Source organism: Sulfuriferula sp. AH1, assembly GCF_002162035.1.
In the GTDB taxonomy this organism is placed as follows: Bacteria; Pseudomonadota; Gammaproteobacteria; order Burkholderiales; family Sulfuriferulaceae; genus Sulfuriferula.
This window is the reverse complement of the sequence record NZ_CP021138.1, coordinates 132708-146554: the sequence shown is the minus strand read 5'-3', so window position 1 is coordinate 146554 and position 13847 is coordinate 132708. Positions and strand designations below refer to the sequence as shown.

General features: G+C 55.6%; 17 protein-coding genes. 2 read left to right on the top strand and 15 right to left on the bottom strand.

What is annotated here, in order from left to right; translation table 11 throughout:
- Positions 1-86 precede the first annotated feature (86 nt).
- From modA to nifH, 15 genes are all read right to left on the bottom strand, one after another.
- Positions 87-848 carry a molybdate ABC transporter substrate-binding protein gene (gene modA / locus CAP31_RS00810; RefSeq protein ID WP_087445795.1) on the bottom strand — a complete coding sequence of 254 codons (762 nt, stop codon included), beginning with the start codon at positions 846-848 and terminating at the stop codon, positions 87-89.
- A gap of 22 nt (positions 849-870) precedes the next feature.
- Positions 871-1677: a TOBE domain-containing protein gene (locus CAP31_RS00805; RefSeq protein ID WP_087445794.1), complete on the bottom strand. Its 807-nt coding sequence runs from the start codon at positions 1675-1677 to the stop codon at positions 871-873.
- A gap of 151 nt (positions 1678-1828) precedes the next feature.
- Complete coding sequence (locus tag CAP31_RS00800; RefSeq protein WP_087445793.1) at positions 1829-2314, bottom strand: Rrf2 family transcriptional regulator; 486 nt, start codon at positions 2312-2314, stop codon at positions 1829-1831.
- 115 nt (positions 2315-2429) lie between these two features.
- Positions 2430-3053, bottom strand: coding sequence for a nitrogen fixation protein NifQ (locus CAP31_RS00795; protein ID WP_087445792.1), 624 nt, complete (start codon positions 3051-3053; stop codon positions 2430-2432).
- A 16-nt stretch (positions 3054-3069) separates the two neighbouring features.
- Positions 3070-3381 carry a ferredoxin III, nif-specific gene (fdxB, locus tag CAP31_RS00790; RefSeq protein WP_087445791.1) on the bottom strand — a complete coding sequence of 104 codons (312 nt, stop codon included), beginning with the start codon at positions 3379-3381 and terminating at the stop codon, positions 3070-3072.
- 19 nt (positions 3382-3400) lie between these two features.
- Complete coding sequence (locus tag CAP31_RS00785; protein ID WP_087445790.1) at positions 3401-3598, bottom strand: CCE_0567 family metalloprotein; 198 nt, start codon at positions 3596-3598, stop codon at positions 3401-3403.
- A gap of 9 nt (positions 3599-3607) precedes the next feature.
- On the bottom strand, positions 3608-4081 hold the full coding sequence (locus CAP31_RS00780; protein WP_087445789.1) for a NifX-associated nitrogen fixation protein: 474 nt from the start codon (positions 4079-4081) through the stop codon (positions 3608-3610).
- Positions 4074-4484 (bottom strand): nitrogen fixation protein NifX, encoded by a 411-nt coding sequence (gene nifX, locus CAP31_RS00775; RefSeq protein WP_087445788.1) that lies wholly within the window; start codon positions 4482-4484, stop codon positions 4074-4076. The genes CAP31_RS00780 and nifX overlap by 8 nt, the downstream gene beginning before the upstream one ends.
- A gap of 27 nt (positions 4485-4511) precedes the next feature.
- On the bottom strand, positions 4512-5900 hold the full coding sequence (gene nifN, locus CAP31_RS00770; protein ID WP_087445787.1) for a nitrogenase iron-molybdenum cofactor biosynthesis protein NifN: 1389 nt from the start codon (positions 5898-5900) through the stop codon (positions 4512-4514).
- Position 5901: 1 nt separating this feature from the next.
- A complete protein-coding gene (gene nifE, locus CAP31_RS00765; RefSeq protein WP_087445786.1) occupies positions 5902-7287 on the bottom strand; it encodes a nitrogenase iron-molybdenum cofactor biosynthesis protein NifE in 1386 nt (461 codons plus the stop codon).
- Between the two features lie 17 nt (positions 7288-7304).
- The gene (locus CAP31_RS00760) at positions 7305-7649 is read right to left on the bottom strand and encodes a 2Fe-2S iron-sulfur cluster-binding protein (protein ID WP_157662616.1); all 345 of its coding nucleotides are present in this window, start codon (positions 7647-7649) and stop codon (positions 7305-7307) included.
- A 25-nt stretch (positions 7650-7674) separates the two neighbouring features.
- The gene (locus CAP31_RS00755; RefSeq protein WP_087445784.1) at positions 7675-8049 is read right to left on the bottom strand and encodes a 2Fe-2S iron-sulfur cluster-binding protein; all 375 of its coding nucleotides are present in this window, start codon (positions 8047-8049) and stop codon (positions 7675-7677) included.
- An 80-nt stretch (positions 8050-8129) separates the two neighbouring features.
- On the bottom strand, positions 8130-9668 hold the full coding sequence (gene nifK, locus CAP31_RS00750) for a nitrogenase molybdenum-iron protein subunit beta (RefSeq protein ID WP_087445783.1): 1539 nt from the start codon (positions 9666-9668) through the stop codon (positions 8130-8132).
- Positions 9669-9770: 102 nt separating this feature from the next.
- Positions 9771-11225, bottom strand: coding sequence for a nitrogenase molybdenum-iron protein alpha chain (gene nifD / locus CAP31_RS00745; protein WP_087445782.1), 1455 nt, complete (start codon positions 11223-11225; stop codon positions 9771-9773).
- Positions 11226-11409: 184 nt separating this feature from the next.
- Entirely contained in the window at positions 11410-12306 is an 897-nt protein-coding gene (gene nifH / locus CAP31_RS00740) for a nitrogenase iron protein (protein WP_087445781.1), read from the bottom strand.
- 470 nt (positions 12307-12776) lie between these two features.
- On the opposite strand from nifH, the gene CAP31_RS00735 reads away from it, so the two are divergent.
- Positions 12777-13202: a response regulator gene (locus CAP31_RS00735; protein ID WP_087445780.1), complete on the top strand. Its 426-nt coding sequence runs from the start codon at positions 12777-12779 to the stop codon at positions 13200-13202.
- A 56-nt stretch (positions 13203-13258) separates the two neighbouring features.
- The gene (locus tag CAP31_RS00730) at positions 13259-13846 is read left to right on the top strand and encodes a hypothetical protein (RefSeq protein ID WP_087445779.1); all 588 of its coding nucleotides are present in this window, start codon (positions 13259-13261) and stop codon (positions 13844-13846) included.
- The last annotated feature ends 1 nt before the right edge of the window (position 13847 follow it).

Here is a 13847-nt window from a genome sequence, read left to right as displayed (position 1 = left end):
AGTATGGATGAGCTCCAAGCAGTTTGAAACATTGATTTCTTTCGTGCTTTTCGTGTTTTTCGTGGACAAAATAGCCGCTCAAGGTTTTACAAATCATATCCGTAAGCCCGGATCACGGCCTTGGCCTTGTCGCTCCTGAGGTATTGCAGCAACGCGGCGGCAGCAGTATTGCCTTTGCCCTTGGTCAGCAGCACTGCATCCTGGCGAATCGGGGCGTGCATGGCGCTCGGCACTATCCAGCCGGAACCGCTCCTGAGTTTATCATCCTCGTAAACCTGCGACAAAGCGACGAATCCCAGTTCGGCATTTCCCGTACTCACGAACTGATAGGTCTGCGCGATATTCTCACCCTGCACGAATTTGGGTTCGAGTACGCCCATCAATCCCAGTTTGGTCATCACTTCGACTGCCGCTGCACCATACGGCGCCAGCTTGGGATTGGCCAGCGCGATGTGCGTGAATCCGCCCTTTTTCAGTACGCCGCCCTGATCATCGACATAGCCCGGCCTGGCCGACCACAATACCAGCTTGCCGATGGCATAGGTGAAACGGCTGCCGCTGACGCCAAAACCTTCTTTTTCCAGCTTCGCCGGCGTTTCATCGTCTGCTGCGAGCAGGATATCGAACGGCGCGCCATTCCTGATCTGCGCGTAAAATTTGCCGGTAGCACCGAACGACAAGGCCGCCTTGTGCCCGCTGGCCTTCTCGAAATCGGCCGCAATCAGCTTCATTGGCGCAGTGAAATTGGCAGCAACCGCCACTTGCACTTCATCGGCATTTGCCGAACCGGCAGTTACGCTCGCAAGCAGGATAGGGAGGGCGAATAAATGGATTAATTTGCATTTCATGATTTTTACTTTTTCCTAAGAATCAGGCGGTGACTGCCAGAATAATATGAGAGGCCTTGATCAGCGCACAGGCAGGCTCGCCTTCCTTGAGCCCGAGGGATTTGATGCTTTCGTTGGTGATAATGGCGGCGACACTCTTGCCTGCATCCAGTGCTATGACCACCTCGCCATTCACCGCGCCTTCCTGACAGCGGCTTACCACGCCGCACAATTTATTGCGGGCACTGGTTCTGAGCTGGCTGTCTGCCGATGTAACTATCACCCAGGGTGCCTTGATCAGTGCATAAGCCTCCTTGCCGATTTCCAGCCCCAGATTATCGACGCTCTCCAGCGTAATGATGGCAACCAGCTCGTTGCCGCCGCCAATATCCAGAATGACTTCCGCATTCACCGAGCCACGGTTCAGCACCTTGACCCGCCCTAGAAACTCATTGCGCGCACTGGTCTTCATATCCAGTTTCCTCATCAGTTGAAAAAACGTTTCGAAATCCTCTCGCCCCCGCAGCGCGGTCAGAAACTGCTGATACTCATGCTCCAGCCGCCGAAAGGCGGACAATGCCTGCAAACCGAAAGCGGTCAGTGCCGACCCGCCGCCGTATTTACCGCCCGCAACCCGGATGATCAACGGCTCGTCGGACAGATTGTTCATGCCCTCCACCGCTTCCCATGCTGCCTTGTAACTCAGTCCCAAGGCTTTGGCCGCCGCCGAAATCGAGCCCAGCTCGCCTATTTTTTCCAACAGTTCGACCCGGCCTTTGCCGCGCTGACGACCGCCTTCATCTGCGATCAGGCGCAATATCGGGTTGGGTAATCGGGTTGATTTGGTCATGCTTTATCCTTTCTTGCCGACATCATCCCGGCCGGCTGCCGCACCTCATAAAGACGATGCCACCATGGCTGTCTGCTGCATTTACCGTTATCACTTTTAAATATATAACGACTGCCGGACAAACACAATCCCGTCGGCACATCTCCCGCACTCACACCTGCCGGCCCTGTAACGTATGTTGCGACCACGCCTGACTAACTGCCGCCTGCGGCAAATCAGCCAGCTGATAACACCCGCTCCTGACATCTTCGGCCAGACGCTGCAAAGTACACTCCTGCAGCAACTCGATAATAGTCTGCTTGATCGGTTGCCACGCACCATGCATGGGACACGCAGCCTCATCGCTGCAGGTCTTGAGTCCCAGCAGACATTCATGCACCAGCAAGCCGCGTTCAGTATGCGCCAGAATTTCCAGCAGCCCGGCTGCTTCCGCTCCTGCTGCCAGATAAACGCCACCCAGACGACCGCGCCGCGCTGACAGAAACATGTCCTTGTTCAGCGTCTGCATGATCTTCGCCAGATAAGCCGCCGGCACATTGAGCTGATACGCGATATCGCGCACTGTCACCCTCATCCCGCACGGCTGGATCGCCAGATACACCAGCGCCTGTATCGCATACTGGCTGGTGCGCGACATGATCCACGACGTAGCGGTGGTTGAGTGCTGATCGAATGTGCAACCAACCCGGCGCCTGCTCACCGTAGCGCATCCGTTACCCATACCACTGTAAAATTCTGGGTCATTGCCGCAACTAATCCGCCAGACCTGCTATTGCCGTCTGCCCCGCCGCACTTTCTTCGATACTGAAACAATTCCGATACTCATCGCACACACTGCAACTCGGTGCCGGACAGGCCTTCACCTCGGCGCGGTCACAAAGCTGCTTGTACAGGAATTTCTTCCAGCGCATTTTAGCGCCTTCGTTCTTCACAAACAGCGTATTGAAATGGCGTTCCAGCAATCCGGAAACCCCGGCACGATTAGGTAGCCCCATGTCCACATAGAGATGATCCTTGCCCATGCAGCCGCTGGCAAAGGCATAGGCCAGCCATTCGGTGTGCTCGGCATCATCGCTGCGATGTTCCAGCAACAACTCGACCAGGTCCTGAAACTCATCCAACCGGAAAGACTGGCAATCCGCACTCTGCGTTTTATTGCTTACATCGCACATTTCACGACTAGCGCCGGGAAAATAACGGTCCAGCAATTCCACAAACCGATCCAGCGACAGCCCCATGCCCAGATTGGGTGGCTGTATCTCGCCTTTGCCGGCGGACTGGATGACCCCGGCAAAGGCCTTGGTCAACCCATCATCGGGGTTGCTGGCACGGGCTAACAGCCAATCGTAACTCACAGCGTGTATGATCGCGTTCATGCTTATCTCCTGAAAATTACTCGGCCGGCAACGGGCTATGGGTGTAACATTTTTTCGGGCAAATCCTGGAACAAGCCTCGCAACCGATACAGTTTTCCTGATGGGCGATGGTCATCACCTTTTTCTCATATTCCTCGTCATCATCGTCATCGCCGGACGCCAGCGCGATCACTTCGCCGTCCTCGTCGATGCCCACCAGTTGCAGCACGTCGCGCGAACAGACCTTGAAACAACGACCACAGCCGATGCACTTTTCCTGATTGAGATCGGCCACGAAATTCGGCGTCCATATCTCGCCGCTAGGCAGGGTAATACTAAATGAGGCCATGATTATTTTCTCCCTGGAATCAACCGCCAGCCGCGCTTAACGCCTTGCGCGCTTCTGTCAGCGCAGCGTGAGCGTCATAAGCCTTCTGCGCGACTTCCATGATGCGCTCCCAGCCGGTCGGCAAGTCTTCCGACAGATCGTGCAGGTCCATTTTCAGCGCCGTCGCCTGCTGATTGAGCTTCTTGACCTTAGCTTTAATGATGTCAAGGTCTTCCATAGCATCCTCCTAACCGTATTTCGCCACTTCCGGGAACCGGGTGATCATGTCCACACCGGCAGCCACGTATTTCCCGCCTTCTTCCGCCAGGCTTTCCATGCTGACGAAACCAAAGCGATGCACGTCGCGCAACTGCTTGTTGACCACGATCAGGCGACCTGCGATCAGCACCTGCCGGCCAAATCCTTCATGCGACATTTTCATCATCGGCGACACCATGACGCCGGTGCTGCGCTCTATGGACAGCCCGACAGCGTTGAAGAACAGCTCCAGCCGCCACAAGGTCTCGGGATCAGGGTCGCCGATGATCGGCATCTCGCGTCGCTGCTCCTTGGTGATGATGTACGGTGCGAGCAGCATCTCGTCGGATTTGCCTTCCCAGGTACCGTGGGTATCCTGCGCCCGCCACTGCTTGATCAGCTCTTTAATAAACAATGTTTCCATCGGCGACACTACGGGTTCCATCAATGCAGCTTCAGTCATTTTCCACCTCGTCTTCAAAATCCATTACCCGCTCCTGATCCTTGAGCAGGGCCTTGCGCAGCCATGGCGGCGGCGTCCCTTTTACGACGTCCTGCAGCTTGTCGAGTATGTCCATGATGGCTTCCGGCTGCGGCACCTTGATCGGATGGATCTTGCTGGCGACCACGCGCGCCGCGCCCGAACCACCGATAGCGGCAACGTAAAGAATCGCGCAATCCATGATCGCCGCTATCTTCGGGGCCAGCTTGTCCTCGTCGCCGTCTTCTTTCAGGTCGCCCTCAAAGGTAAACGCTTCGATAAAATCATAGCCGTCAGCCCTGACATCGTAGACCGCGATATTCTTGGCCCAGCCGAAGTGGGCATCGACACGCTGCATGTCTTGTGTGGCAAATGCGACTTTCATGGATGACTCCTTTTCGATGTAGATGAATCAATGAACCCGTTCAGCGACAGGTTCGGTAATGACCACGGAAGCCGACGCACTTGCCGTTGCAGCAGGCGGCAACGGCCAGCTGTCCGGGTGATTCTCATGCTCTGCAGCCAGAAACATATTGCCCAGTTCGAACACCAGCCCGCGTGTGCCGCGATAGCCTATCGACAAGCAATGCGCACTGCCCAGCCGATCGAACATCGGTATGCCCATGCGCAAAAACGGTATGGCCAGCCGCTCGGCAGCCTGGCGGCCGTGCGAATGCGTAATCAGCAAATCGCAGCCCCTGGCGCGTTGCTCGAGGTCTTCCAGATCGCCGATGAGCACTTCCACCGCAGGCAACTCGCTGAGCAGCGGCGATCTGGTGGTCGTCACCAGCGCGGTCAGCTCGCAGCCCATTTCCACCAGCCAGCTGGCCGTCGCCCACAGCAGATCCGGCTCGGCGCCGATGGCGATTTTCTTGCCGCCGAAAAAGAAGTGGCCATCCAGCATTGCGTCCAGCAGCTGGCTGCGCTGACGGCGATATTTCACTGGTACCGGCTGCCCGGAAACGCGCGACAGCGTCATCAGCAGGCGGTCGTTCGGTTCCAGTCCGGTCAGGCGGTCGAACAGCTCAAAACCGACACCGGTAATCGTTTGCAGCGCCTCTGCACAACTGCGCATCTGCTCACCGACGGCGAGGGTTATGGCCGACGCGCCCATACTGCGCACTTCGGTCAGCGTGGTGCCGCCCAGAGTACTGGGGCTGAAATCGTCGGGGATATGGCCGTCCAGCGAGCCGGAAATATCCGGCATAATCACCGCACTGAGGCCGAAGGCTTCGATAATTTCGCGTAATTCCTCGATGTCCCCCGGCGTCAGATGGCATCCGGCCAGCACGTTGATCTGCTTGTCCTTGCGCTCCGGCACCGGCACTGCCAGCGCCTCTATCAGCGCCAGTACCGCCTTTGCCCAACCGTCCTGAAACGCCCCGGTATAATCGGGAGTCGAGACATACACCACCTCGGTATCGCCCAGTTCAGGATGTCTGGCGCGAATGAGCCTGAGGTCGCCACTCACGTCTTCGCCCTTGGTTTCGGTCAGCCCGGTCGAACAGATACCGATCAGATCGGGATTGGCGCGAGTCTTGATATTGACGATGGCTTTCTCGATGTTGTCCATGCCGCCCAGAATGGTAGTGGCCTCATTCATGGCCGTGGTCTGCAACGGGATGGCTTCGCGGAAATGCCGCACCAGCAACACCAGGCCGAACCCGGTGCAGCCTTGCGAGCCGTGCATCATCGGCATGCAGTTGTTCATGCCCATGTAGGCATAGCTGGCGCCCAGCGGCTGGCTCATCTTCAGCGGATTCACCGCACAGGATTTTTTCAGTTCGACAACGTTTGCCATGTCACACCTCCCACGGCGCAGGGATGCGCACTTGCTGCCACACCGGGTTATACAGCGCCTTGTCGATCTGCTTGACCAGCTCGACCATGCCTTCGTAACCGGCATAGGCATAATGACGTTCCTGATTGATGTCGAGCCAGGGCATTTTCGCCTTGAGGGCAATAAACTGGGAGCGCCCGCCGGAGAGCATAATGTCGGCGCGCGCATCCTTGAGCATCTTGTAAATCTGCCGCGGCGTCATGTCGTCGACGGCATGGGCATCGTCAGCCATCATGCCCTTGATTTTTTCCTTGTCTTCCGCCGTGGATTTCTTGGTACTGGTGCCGACCACATCCATGCCCACTTCCTGCAAGGCAGCGACCACCGACCAGGATTTCACTCCGCCGGTGATCAGCAGTACGCGTTTGTCCTGCAAGCGCGGCGCATAGGCTTTCATGCGCTCCCAGGCACGCGCTTCCTCGCGCTGGATCAGTGCTTCGGTGCGCTCCAGCAGCTCGTCCGGCGCGCCCTGGCGCACCAGCAAACCGGCGATCTGACGCAACGAATCCGACATATCGGAAACGCCATAGAACGAACCTTCGAAGTAAGGGATAGCATAACGTTCTTCCATCTTGCGGGCGATGTTGATCATCGCTTTCGAGCACACCATCATCGCCGCCCTGGCACGATGCGAATAAGCGACTTCCTTATATTTGGCGTCACCGCTGATGCATGCCAGCAAACGGATGCCGAGCTCGTCCAGCAGCGGCTTGATCTGCCACAGCTCGCCGGAAAGGTTGTACTCGCCGATGATATTGATGTCATAGGGCGTGGTGTATTCCGGCTCGGCGGTACCAATCACATAATCCAGCAGCGCTTCGCCACCGAGCTTGTTGCCGAGATTCTTGTTGCCGACAAATCCCGGCGCATCCACCGGAATAACGGGCTTGCCGAATTTCTGCGCAGCGGCCTTGCACACCGCCTCGATGTCGTCGCCGATCAGCGCAGTGACGCAGGTCTGATACACGAATATCGCCGGCGGGTCGTATTTCTCGATGATTTCCTTGATGGAACGATACAAGCGTTTTTCGCCGCCGTAGATGACGTCGAGTTCGCCGATGTCGGTGGTGAAGCCGGTGCGGTAGAGTTTGGAACCGGACGAATTGGCGCTGCGGTTGTCCCAGGAATTGCCTTCACAGGCAATCGGGCCATGTACCAGATGCGCCACATCCGTGAGCGGCTGCAGGGCGATCTTGGCGCCGTCGAACGCGCAACCGCCAGCCGCCGCACCGGGAACCAGCTGCTTGGTACAGCCTTTCTTGCGATCCTTTTCGGATTTGCCCTGATTGACATCGCAACCGGGTTCGTTGAGCACTTCCTGTACTTTTACCGCAAGTTTAGCCGACATTTTCTATCCCATCCCAACTAAAAAGCCACCATGATTTTCTCGTCCGCCACCTGATATTCGCAGGCCAGCCGCCACAATGGCGGGTGATCCGGCAGCGAATCGGCGTGATACTGCACCTTGGAAATCTTGCCCGCGGTCAGCAACAGATAACGTTCCCTGGCGCTGAGCCGGATCATGCTTGTCTCGCAGCGTAGCGGCGCCACCTTGACGGCACACGCGCCGCAATTGCCGCGCATGCAATCACACGGCAGCGGAATGCGATGTTCTCTCGCCAGATCGAGCAGGCTACCGCCCGCATCGTGATCTACATCCACCTGTATCCGATCAGGTAACTTCATGCCTACAAAGCTTACGTTTCCCATGGCGAACACCTCGCACATCCCGTTGTTACTTGATGCCGATACCCGGCTCGCCGCTGAAGCGCACCAGAATATCTTCGTCACGCGGAATGAACTGACATGCCAGACGGTATGCCGGCGGCATGTCGTTGACTTCGGCATCTTTCAATTCCTGTCTGGTAATCAGACCTTCTGCCACCAGCGTGTGGCGTTCCTTTTCAGTCAACGCCTGTGCCATGCGCGGCTTCTCTTCCAGCGAGGTCACCTTGATGACGCAAGAACCGCATTCGCCGTCTTCGCATTCGAACGGCAACGGTATCCTGTTTTTCTTCGCGAGCTTGAGCACGCTATGGGTGTCGCCGGCAACGGCATACACCGTGATATCCTTTTCCAGCAGCGGTGAACTGAAACAAATTGTGGCCATTTTGCATTTCCTCTTCGTTCAATCAGTGAACAGCGGGGCCGCCCGCTGCTTAAGGGCTCGCTAACGAGCCCTTAAGCCGATTAACGGATAATGTCGTAGCTGTAGTCGGTTTTCGCGGTGTCGATAGTGTTGGCATCGAGCGCTTCGAAAATCTCGTCTAGAATCGCAACCATGACTCTCAATGAACCTTCGTAACCCCAGATCGGGAAACGATGGTGATGGTGACGGTCGAAAATCGGGAAGCCCATGCGCACCAGCGGGACACCGCAGTCGCGCTCCAGGTACTTGCCGTAGGTGTTGCCGATCAGCAAGTCGACTGGTTCGGTGAACAGCAGCGAACGCATGTGCCAAAGATCCTTCTTCGGATAAACATGGCAGCCGGCACCGAACGGAGAAGCGTCGAACAGGGCTTGCACTTTTTCCGCCCAGTCTTCGCCGCCGTTGGTAGAGAGTACGTGTACCGGCTCGGCACCCAGCTCCAGCAGGAATGCAGTCATGCCCAGCATCAGGTCGGGGTCGCCGTACAGCGCGAACTTCTTGCCGTGGATGTGCGCGCTGGAGTCGGCGATGGCGTCCATCAGACAACCGCGTTCCCTTTCCAGTGCTTCAGGAATAGGCTTGCCGGTCAGCCGCGAGATTTCCATCAGCAACTGGTCGGTACCCGCCACACCCATAGGGTGATACAGAGAGACAACTTCCTGGCCTTTTTCGGCGATGTACTTGGCAGTTTTCTCGGTAGAAAAACCCTGGAACGACAATGTCGCTTTCGCATTCAGCGCCTGCTTCACTTCATCCTTGGTGGTGCCGCCGTCGTACATGCGGAATTCGCCATCGGTAGGCGTGTTCCAGACATCGGAAGGATCGCATACCACGGTGTATTCAGCACCGAACAGGTTGAGGATGCGACGGATTTCAGGCATGTTGCCGACGACGTTGCCGTCGAAACCGCCAATAAAATTTATCGATTCATTCGGAGTGCGCTCCTTGCCGTCCCAGAAGTGGGTGAGCACGCCTTTGAGGGCATTGTCGTAACCGGTGATATGGCTGCCGACAAAAGCCGGGGTATGGGCGTAGGGCACATCGTATTCTTCAGCCACGCTGCCTTTTTGCTTGGAGGTGCGGATGAAGGAACCCAGATCGTCGCCGATCACTTCGGCCATGCAGGTGGTGCTGACCGCGATCATGTCAGGCTTGTACATGTTAAATGCGTTAGCCAGACCGTCCACCATATTGTTCAGACCGCCGAACACTGCGGCATCTTCAGTCATCGAAGAAGATACGCAGGAGGTAGGCTCCTTGAAGTGGCGCGAAAAGTGCGAGCGGTAGTAAGCGACGCAACCTTGCGAACCGTGCACGAAAGGCAGGGTCTTGGCAAAGCCGACGGCAGCGAACACTGCGCCCAGCGGCTGGCAGGCCTTGGCCGGATTGACCGTCAGCCCTTCGCGAGCGAAGTTCAGGTCCTGATATTCCTTGGTTTTGGTCCAGTCACGGATCTCTTCCATTTTCGACACGGGGAATGCGAACTCGAAGTTTTCCTTCTTGTTCTTGAACATTTCCACATATTCCGGCTCGCGGAACAGCATTTCGTGGTCGATGACTTTTTCAGCGTTTTGACTCATTTCAAATCTCCTTAAGCTGTAGGGTGGGTTAGGTTTTGATCCCGTAACCCGCCAATTCGGTGGTGGGTCATGCGTCGCTCAACCCACCCTACATTTACTGCCTTACTTCTTCCATGGCGCCTTGGTCAGCGCCCACACAGGACTATTGATCGCCATATCCATATCACGGGCGAAGATGGCAAAGCCGTCGTAGCCGTGATACGGGCCGGAGTAATCCCACGAGTGCATCTGACGGAACGGCACGCCCATCTTCTGGAACACGTACTTTTCCTTGATGCCGGAGCCAACCAGGTCAGGCTGGATCTTTTCGACAAACTTCTCGAACTCGTAGCCGGTGACGTCGTCATAGATCAGCGTGCCGTCCTTGACGTAGTGGGTAGTACGCTGATAATCGTCGTTGTGACCGAATTCATAACCGGTACCTACCACATTCATGCCCAGATCTTCATACGCGCCGATCACATGGCGAGGACGCAGACCGCCCACGAACAGCATCACGGTTTTGCCCTCCAGGCGTGGACGATACTTGGCGATCACGGCATCGGTCAGCGCCTTGTACTTGGCGATCACACGTTCTGCGCCTTCCTTGATCTTGTCGTCGAAGTGGCTGGCGATTTCACGCAAACTGGCTTCAATTTTCGACGGCCCGAAGAAGTTGTACTCGACCCAGGGAATGTTGTATTTCTCTTCCATGTAGCGCGAGATGTAGTTCATCGAACGGTAGCAGTGCAGCACGTTAAGCTTGGCTTTCGGGGTGTTTTCCAGCTCGGCAATGGTGCCATCGCCGGACCACTGGGCGATCACGCGCAGCCCCATTTCTTCCAGCAGGATGCGTGAAGACCATGCGTCGCCGCCAATGTTGTAGTCGCCGATGATGGCAACGTCATAAGGCGTGGCTTCAAACTTGTTCTTGTCCGGATCGGCTTTTTCAAACACCCAGTCGCGAACCGCGTCATTGGCGATATGGTGGCCCAGCGACTGGGATACGCCGCGGAAACCTTCGCAGCGCACCGGCACGATGGTCTTGCCGCCGTATTCCTTGGATTTCTTCTTGGATACTGCTTCGATATCGTCGCCGATCAGGCCGATAGGGCACTCCGATTGCACGGTGATGCCCTTGTTGAGGGGGAACAGCACCTGAATCTCGTCCATGATCTTTTCCAGCTTCTTGTCGCCGCCGAACACAATGTCCTTTTCCTGGAAATCGGAAGTGAATTGCATGGTGCCGAAGGAATCGATCCCGGTGGTGCCGATGTAGTAGTTACGGCGCGAAGCCCAGGAGTACTGACCGCAACCGACCGGGCCGTGGCTGATATGGATCATGTCCTTGATCGGACCCCACACCACGCCTTTGGAACCGGCGTAGGCACAGCCGCGTATGGTCATGACGCCCGGCAGCGATTTGATATTCGACTTGACATCGCAATCGGACTTGCCTTCCTCATGAACACTGAGGTGTTTGGCACGCCGTTTTGCACTCTTCTCGGGATAAGCCTTGAGAACTTCGTCAATCAGCTCTTTGTTGCGTACTTTGGTTTCTTCTACTGTGAGGCTCATTTCGCCCTCCTGCCATTAAAAAATCAAAAAACGTTGCATTGAGAACATCCGTACTTCCGAAAGCGCTCTGCAAATGGCTCCCGACTTTGGCTACAAGCCTGCAGCCATTTACAGAGATCTCCCGGTACTGCCGCTCGCCCGGCGCTGTTCTGCACAACCAGACAGCGCCAGACTTGCGGTTCTATTACGCTGCCGCTGCTTCAGCTGCCAGTTGCTCGGCACTCTTGCCGACCAGTGATTCATCGATGGTTGGCATCAGACCATGCTCCATCAACAAGTCTTCCAGCTGATCCATGGTAATAGGTGTGGGGATGGTGCCATTGCCTGCATTAGCGTGTATCTTGTCAGCGAGTTGACGATATTCGCCAGCCTGCTTGGAGTCGGGTGCGTACTCGATCACGGTCATGCGGCGCAATTCAGCGTGTTGAACGATATTGTCGCGTGGCACGAAATGGATCAGCTTGGTGCCCAGCATGCCTGCCAGTGCTTCAGCCAGTTCCAGCTCCTTGTCGGTCTGACGTTCGTTGCAAATCAGGCCGCCCAGACGCACGCCACCGGAGTTGGCATACTTCAGAATGCCTTTGGAGATGTTGTTGGCCGCGTACATGGCCATCATTTCACCGGACATGACGATGTAGATTTCCTGTGCCTTGTTCTCGCGAATCGGCATGGCGAAACCGCCACATACCACATCACCCAATACGTCATAGGAAACGTAATCGATACCATCGTAAGCGCCTTCTTCTTCGAGGAAGTTGATCGAGGTGATAACACCGCGACCTGCGCAACCAACACCAGGCTCAGGTCCGCCGGATTCAACGCAGCGAATGTCCTTGAAACCGACTTTCATCACATCCTCCAGCTCCAGATCTTCCACGGAACCAGCATCGGCAGCCAGTGAAAGGATAGTGTCCTGGCACTTGGCGTGCAGGATCAAACGGGTTGAATCAGCTTTAGGATCACAGCCGACGATCAGGATTTTTTGACCCAGATCAGAAAGTGCAGCGAGAGTATTCTGCGAAGTCGTAGACTTGCCGATACCACCTTTACCATAAAACGCGATTTGCCTTAATGCAGCCATTTTGCAGCTCCTTTACAAAAACAAGTTCAGTTCAAGTTGAAAATCCGGCAACTTTCCGGATAACATGCGACCGACATGACGCCCTCCGAATACTCTTAATAATTCTTCGTCTCAAGTCACTCGTTCGGCAAAACATTTTAGGTGCAGCCCAGTAATAGCAACTGCCGTGCCAGTCGCAAAATAAACACACAAAACATTGATTATATTAAATAATATTTTCAATATCCGTACTTTTTACGCTGCAAACCGGCTGTTGCAAAACCCACAAAATGCCCTGTCTCTGTAGCAAACGATACAAGTCCGCCTGAATGCGACCAACGCTGCATATTCTTTGCATTTTTCCCTGTACACCCCATTCAGACGGGTGCCCAGCGTTGACTAACAATTAATTGAAATAGCGGGAATGAAGCTTGCTTAGGTAGTAAAGTCGCATGGCTTAGGTGCCTGCTAAATGTAATCAGGAGACTGCAATGCAGATCGGAGTAGATAGTCAGCGCTCGATAGAAAACAAGCGCGTATTTGTAGTGGAAAGCGACGAGATCAACAGCATGGGGCTGCAATTCATGCTGGCCGATGAAAACGAAACTCATGTGCTGTCGAGCGTCTCCGCCGCTATCGACAAATCGCAGGCATGGCCGCCGCATCTGGTATTGCTGGGGATCGGGCTGATACGCAGCGAAGGCGCGACGCTCATCAATCTGATAAAAGCCGCCATGAACAACGTCAGGATACTGCTGGTCTGCGACAGTGCCGACGATAGCGCCGTCAAGGCAGCGCTGGCGCAAGGAGCCGATGGCACATTGTTGACACCGCTAAGGATAGAAACCGTACGCCGCAAGGTAGATTCCGCGCTTGGACGGGCGGTGCCGATCAGCATCCCGGTAGTGCGAAGCTGACACACAGTTAAATTTAATTAAACCGCAGATGTTCTGCACAACCCAAGGAGTATCCCATGACCCTCATCACCGAAACCCCATTTGCCGAGCTGGACGCGCAAGGCCTGTTGCTCAGCCCCGTATTCAAAGGCGCAACCACCAAACCCGGCCGTTTCGGCTTCCGCGGTGAAATTGCACTGGCATTCCAGGAATCCATGGCCGACGAAAAACGCCCGCCCGAAATCAAGCTCGATCAGGTCATGATGGTTGCTTCCGCCGGGGAAACCACCATTCCGTTCCTCGCCGGTTTCGCGCCATCACTCGCTCACCTGAAGTTGTTATGCGAACAGGTTGGCGACAAATTGTCACCGATGGGCAAATACTTCTTCTTTGCCGGCAACCTCGACATCTCCGAAAAGTACCAGATACCATACGGCGGCGCGACCTTCTGGGTCATGCCGCTGGACGAAGCAACGGTATACAATGAGCTATTGGACATGCTCCGCATAGAAAAAAGCGACTTGAAAAAATTCGACACAGCCGGCAAACTCGATGCCATCGTCGACAAAGCGGCATTCTTCTCCGCCAAATGGAAAGAAATCAGCTTCGAAGAAGGCCTCAAGATCATGGGCCCGATCAAGATCCGCGAAAACCGCCCGGTCTGAT

What these genes read in the sequence shown, in the direction of transcription:
- modA (WP_087445795.1), bottom strand. Translation starts at nt 848, where the DNA reads ATGAAATGCAAATTAATCCATTTATTCGCCCTCCCTATCCTGCTTGCG.
- CAP31_RS00805 (WP_087445794.1), bottom strand. Translation starts at nt 1,677, where the DNA reads ATGACCAAATCAACCCGATTACCCAACCCGATATTGCGCCTGATCGCA.
- CAP31_RS00800 (WP_087445793.1), bottom strand. Translation starts at nt 2,314, where the DNA reads ATGTCGCGCACCAGCCAGTATGCGATACAGGCGCTGGTGTATCTGGCG.
- CAP31_RS00795 (WP_087445792.1), bottom strand. Translation starts at nt 3,053, where the DNA reads ATGAACGCGATCATACACGCTGTGAGTTACGATTGGCTGTTAGCCCGT.
- fdxB (WP_087445791.1), bottom strand. Translation starts at nt 3,381, where the DNA reads ATGGCCTCATTTAGTATTACCCTGCCTAGCGGCGAGATATGGACGCCG.
- CAP31_RS00785 (WP_087445790.1), bottom strand. Translation starts at nt 3,598, where the DNA reads ATGGAAGACCTTGACATCATTAAAGCTAAGGTCAAGAAGCTCAATCAG.
- CAP31_RS00780 (WP_087445789.1), bottom strand. Translation starts at nt 4,081, where the DNA reads ATGACTGAAGCTGCATTGATGGAACCCGTAGTGTCGCCGATGGAAACA.
- nifX (WP_087445788.1), bottom strand. Translation starts at nt 4,484, where the DNA reads ATGAAAGTCGCATTTGCCACACAAGACATGCAGCGTGTCGATGCCCAC.
- nifN (WP_087445787.1), bottom strand. Translation starts at nt 5,900, where the DNA reads ATGGCAAACGTTGTCGAACTGAAAAAATCCTGTGCGGTGAATCCGCTG.
- nifE (WP_087445786.1), bottom strand. Translation starts at nt 7,287, where the DNA reads ATGTCGGCTAAACTTGCGGTAAAAGTACAGGAAGTGCTCAACGAACCC.
- CAP31_RS00760 (WP_157662616.1), bottom strand. Translation starts at nt 7,649, where the DNA reads ATGGGAAACGTAAGCTTTGTAGGCATGAAGTTACCTGATCGGATACAG.
- CAP31_RS00755 (WP_087445784.1), bottom strand. Translation starts at nt 8,049, where the DNA reads ATGGCCACAATTTGTTTCAGTTCACCGCTGCTGGAAAAGGATATCACG.
- nifK (WP_087445783.1), bottom strand. Translation starts at nt 9,668, where the DNA reads ATGAGTCAAAACGCTGAAAAAGTCATCGACCACGAAATGCTGTTCCGC.
- nifD (WP_087445782.1), bottom strand. Translation starts at nt 11,225, where the DNA reads ATGAGCCTCACAGTAGAAGAAACCAAAGTACGCAACAAAGAGCTGATT.
- nifH (WP_087445781.1), bottom strand. Translation starts at nt 12,306, where the DNA reads ATGGCTGCATTAAGGCAAATCGCGTTTTATGGTAAAGGTGGTATCGGC.
- CAP31_RS00735 (WP_087445780.1), top strand. Translation starts at nt 12,777, where the DNA reads ATGCAGATCGGAGTAGATAGTCAGCGCTCGATAGAAAACAAGCGCGTA.
- CAP31_RS00730 (WP_087445779.1), top strand. Translation starts at nt 13,259, where the DNA reads ATGACCCTCATCACCGAAACCCCATTTGCCGAGCTGGACGCGCAAGGC.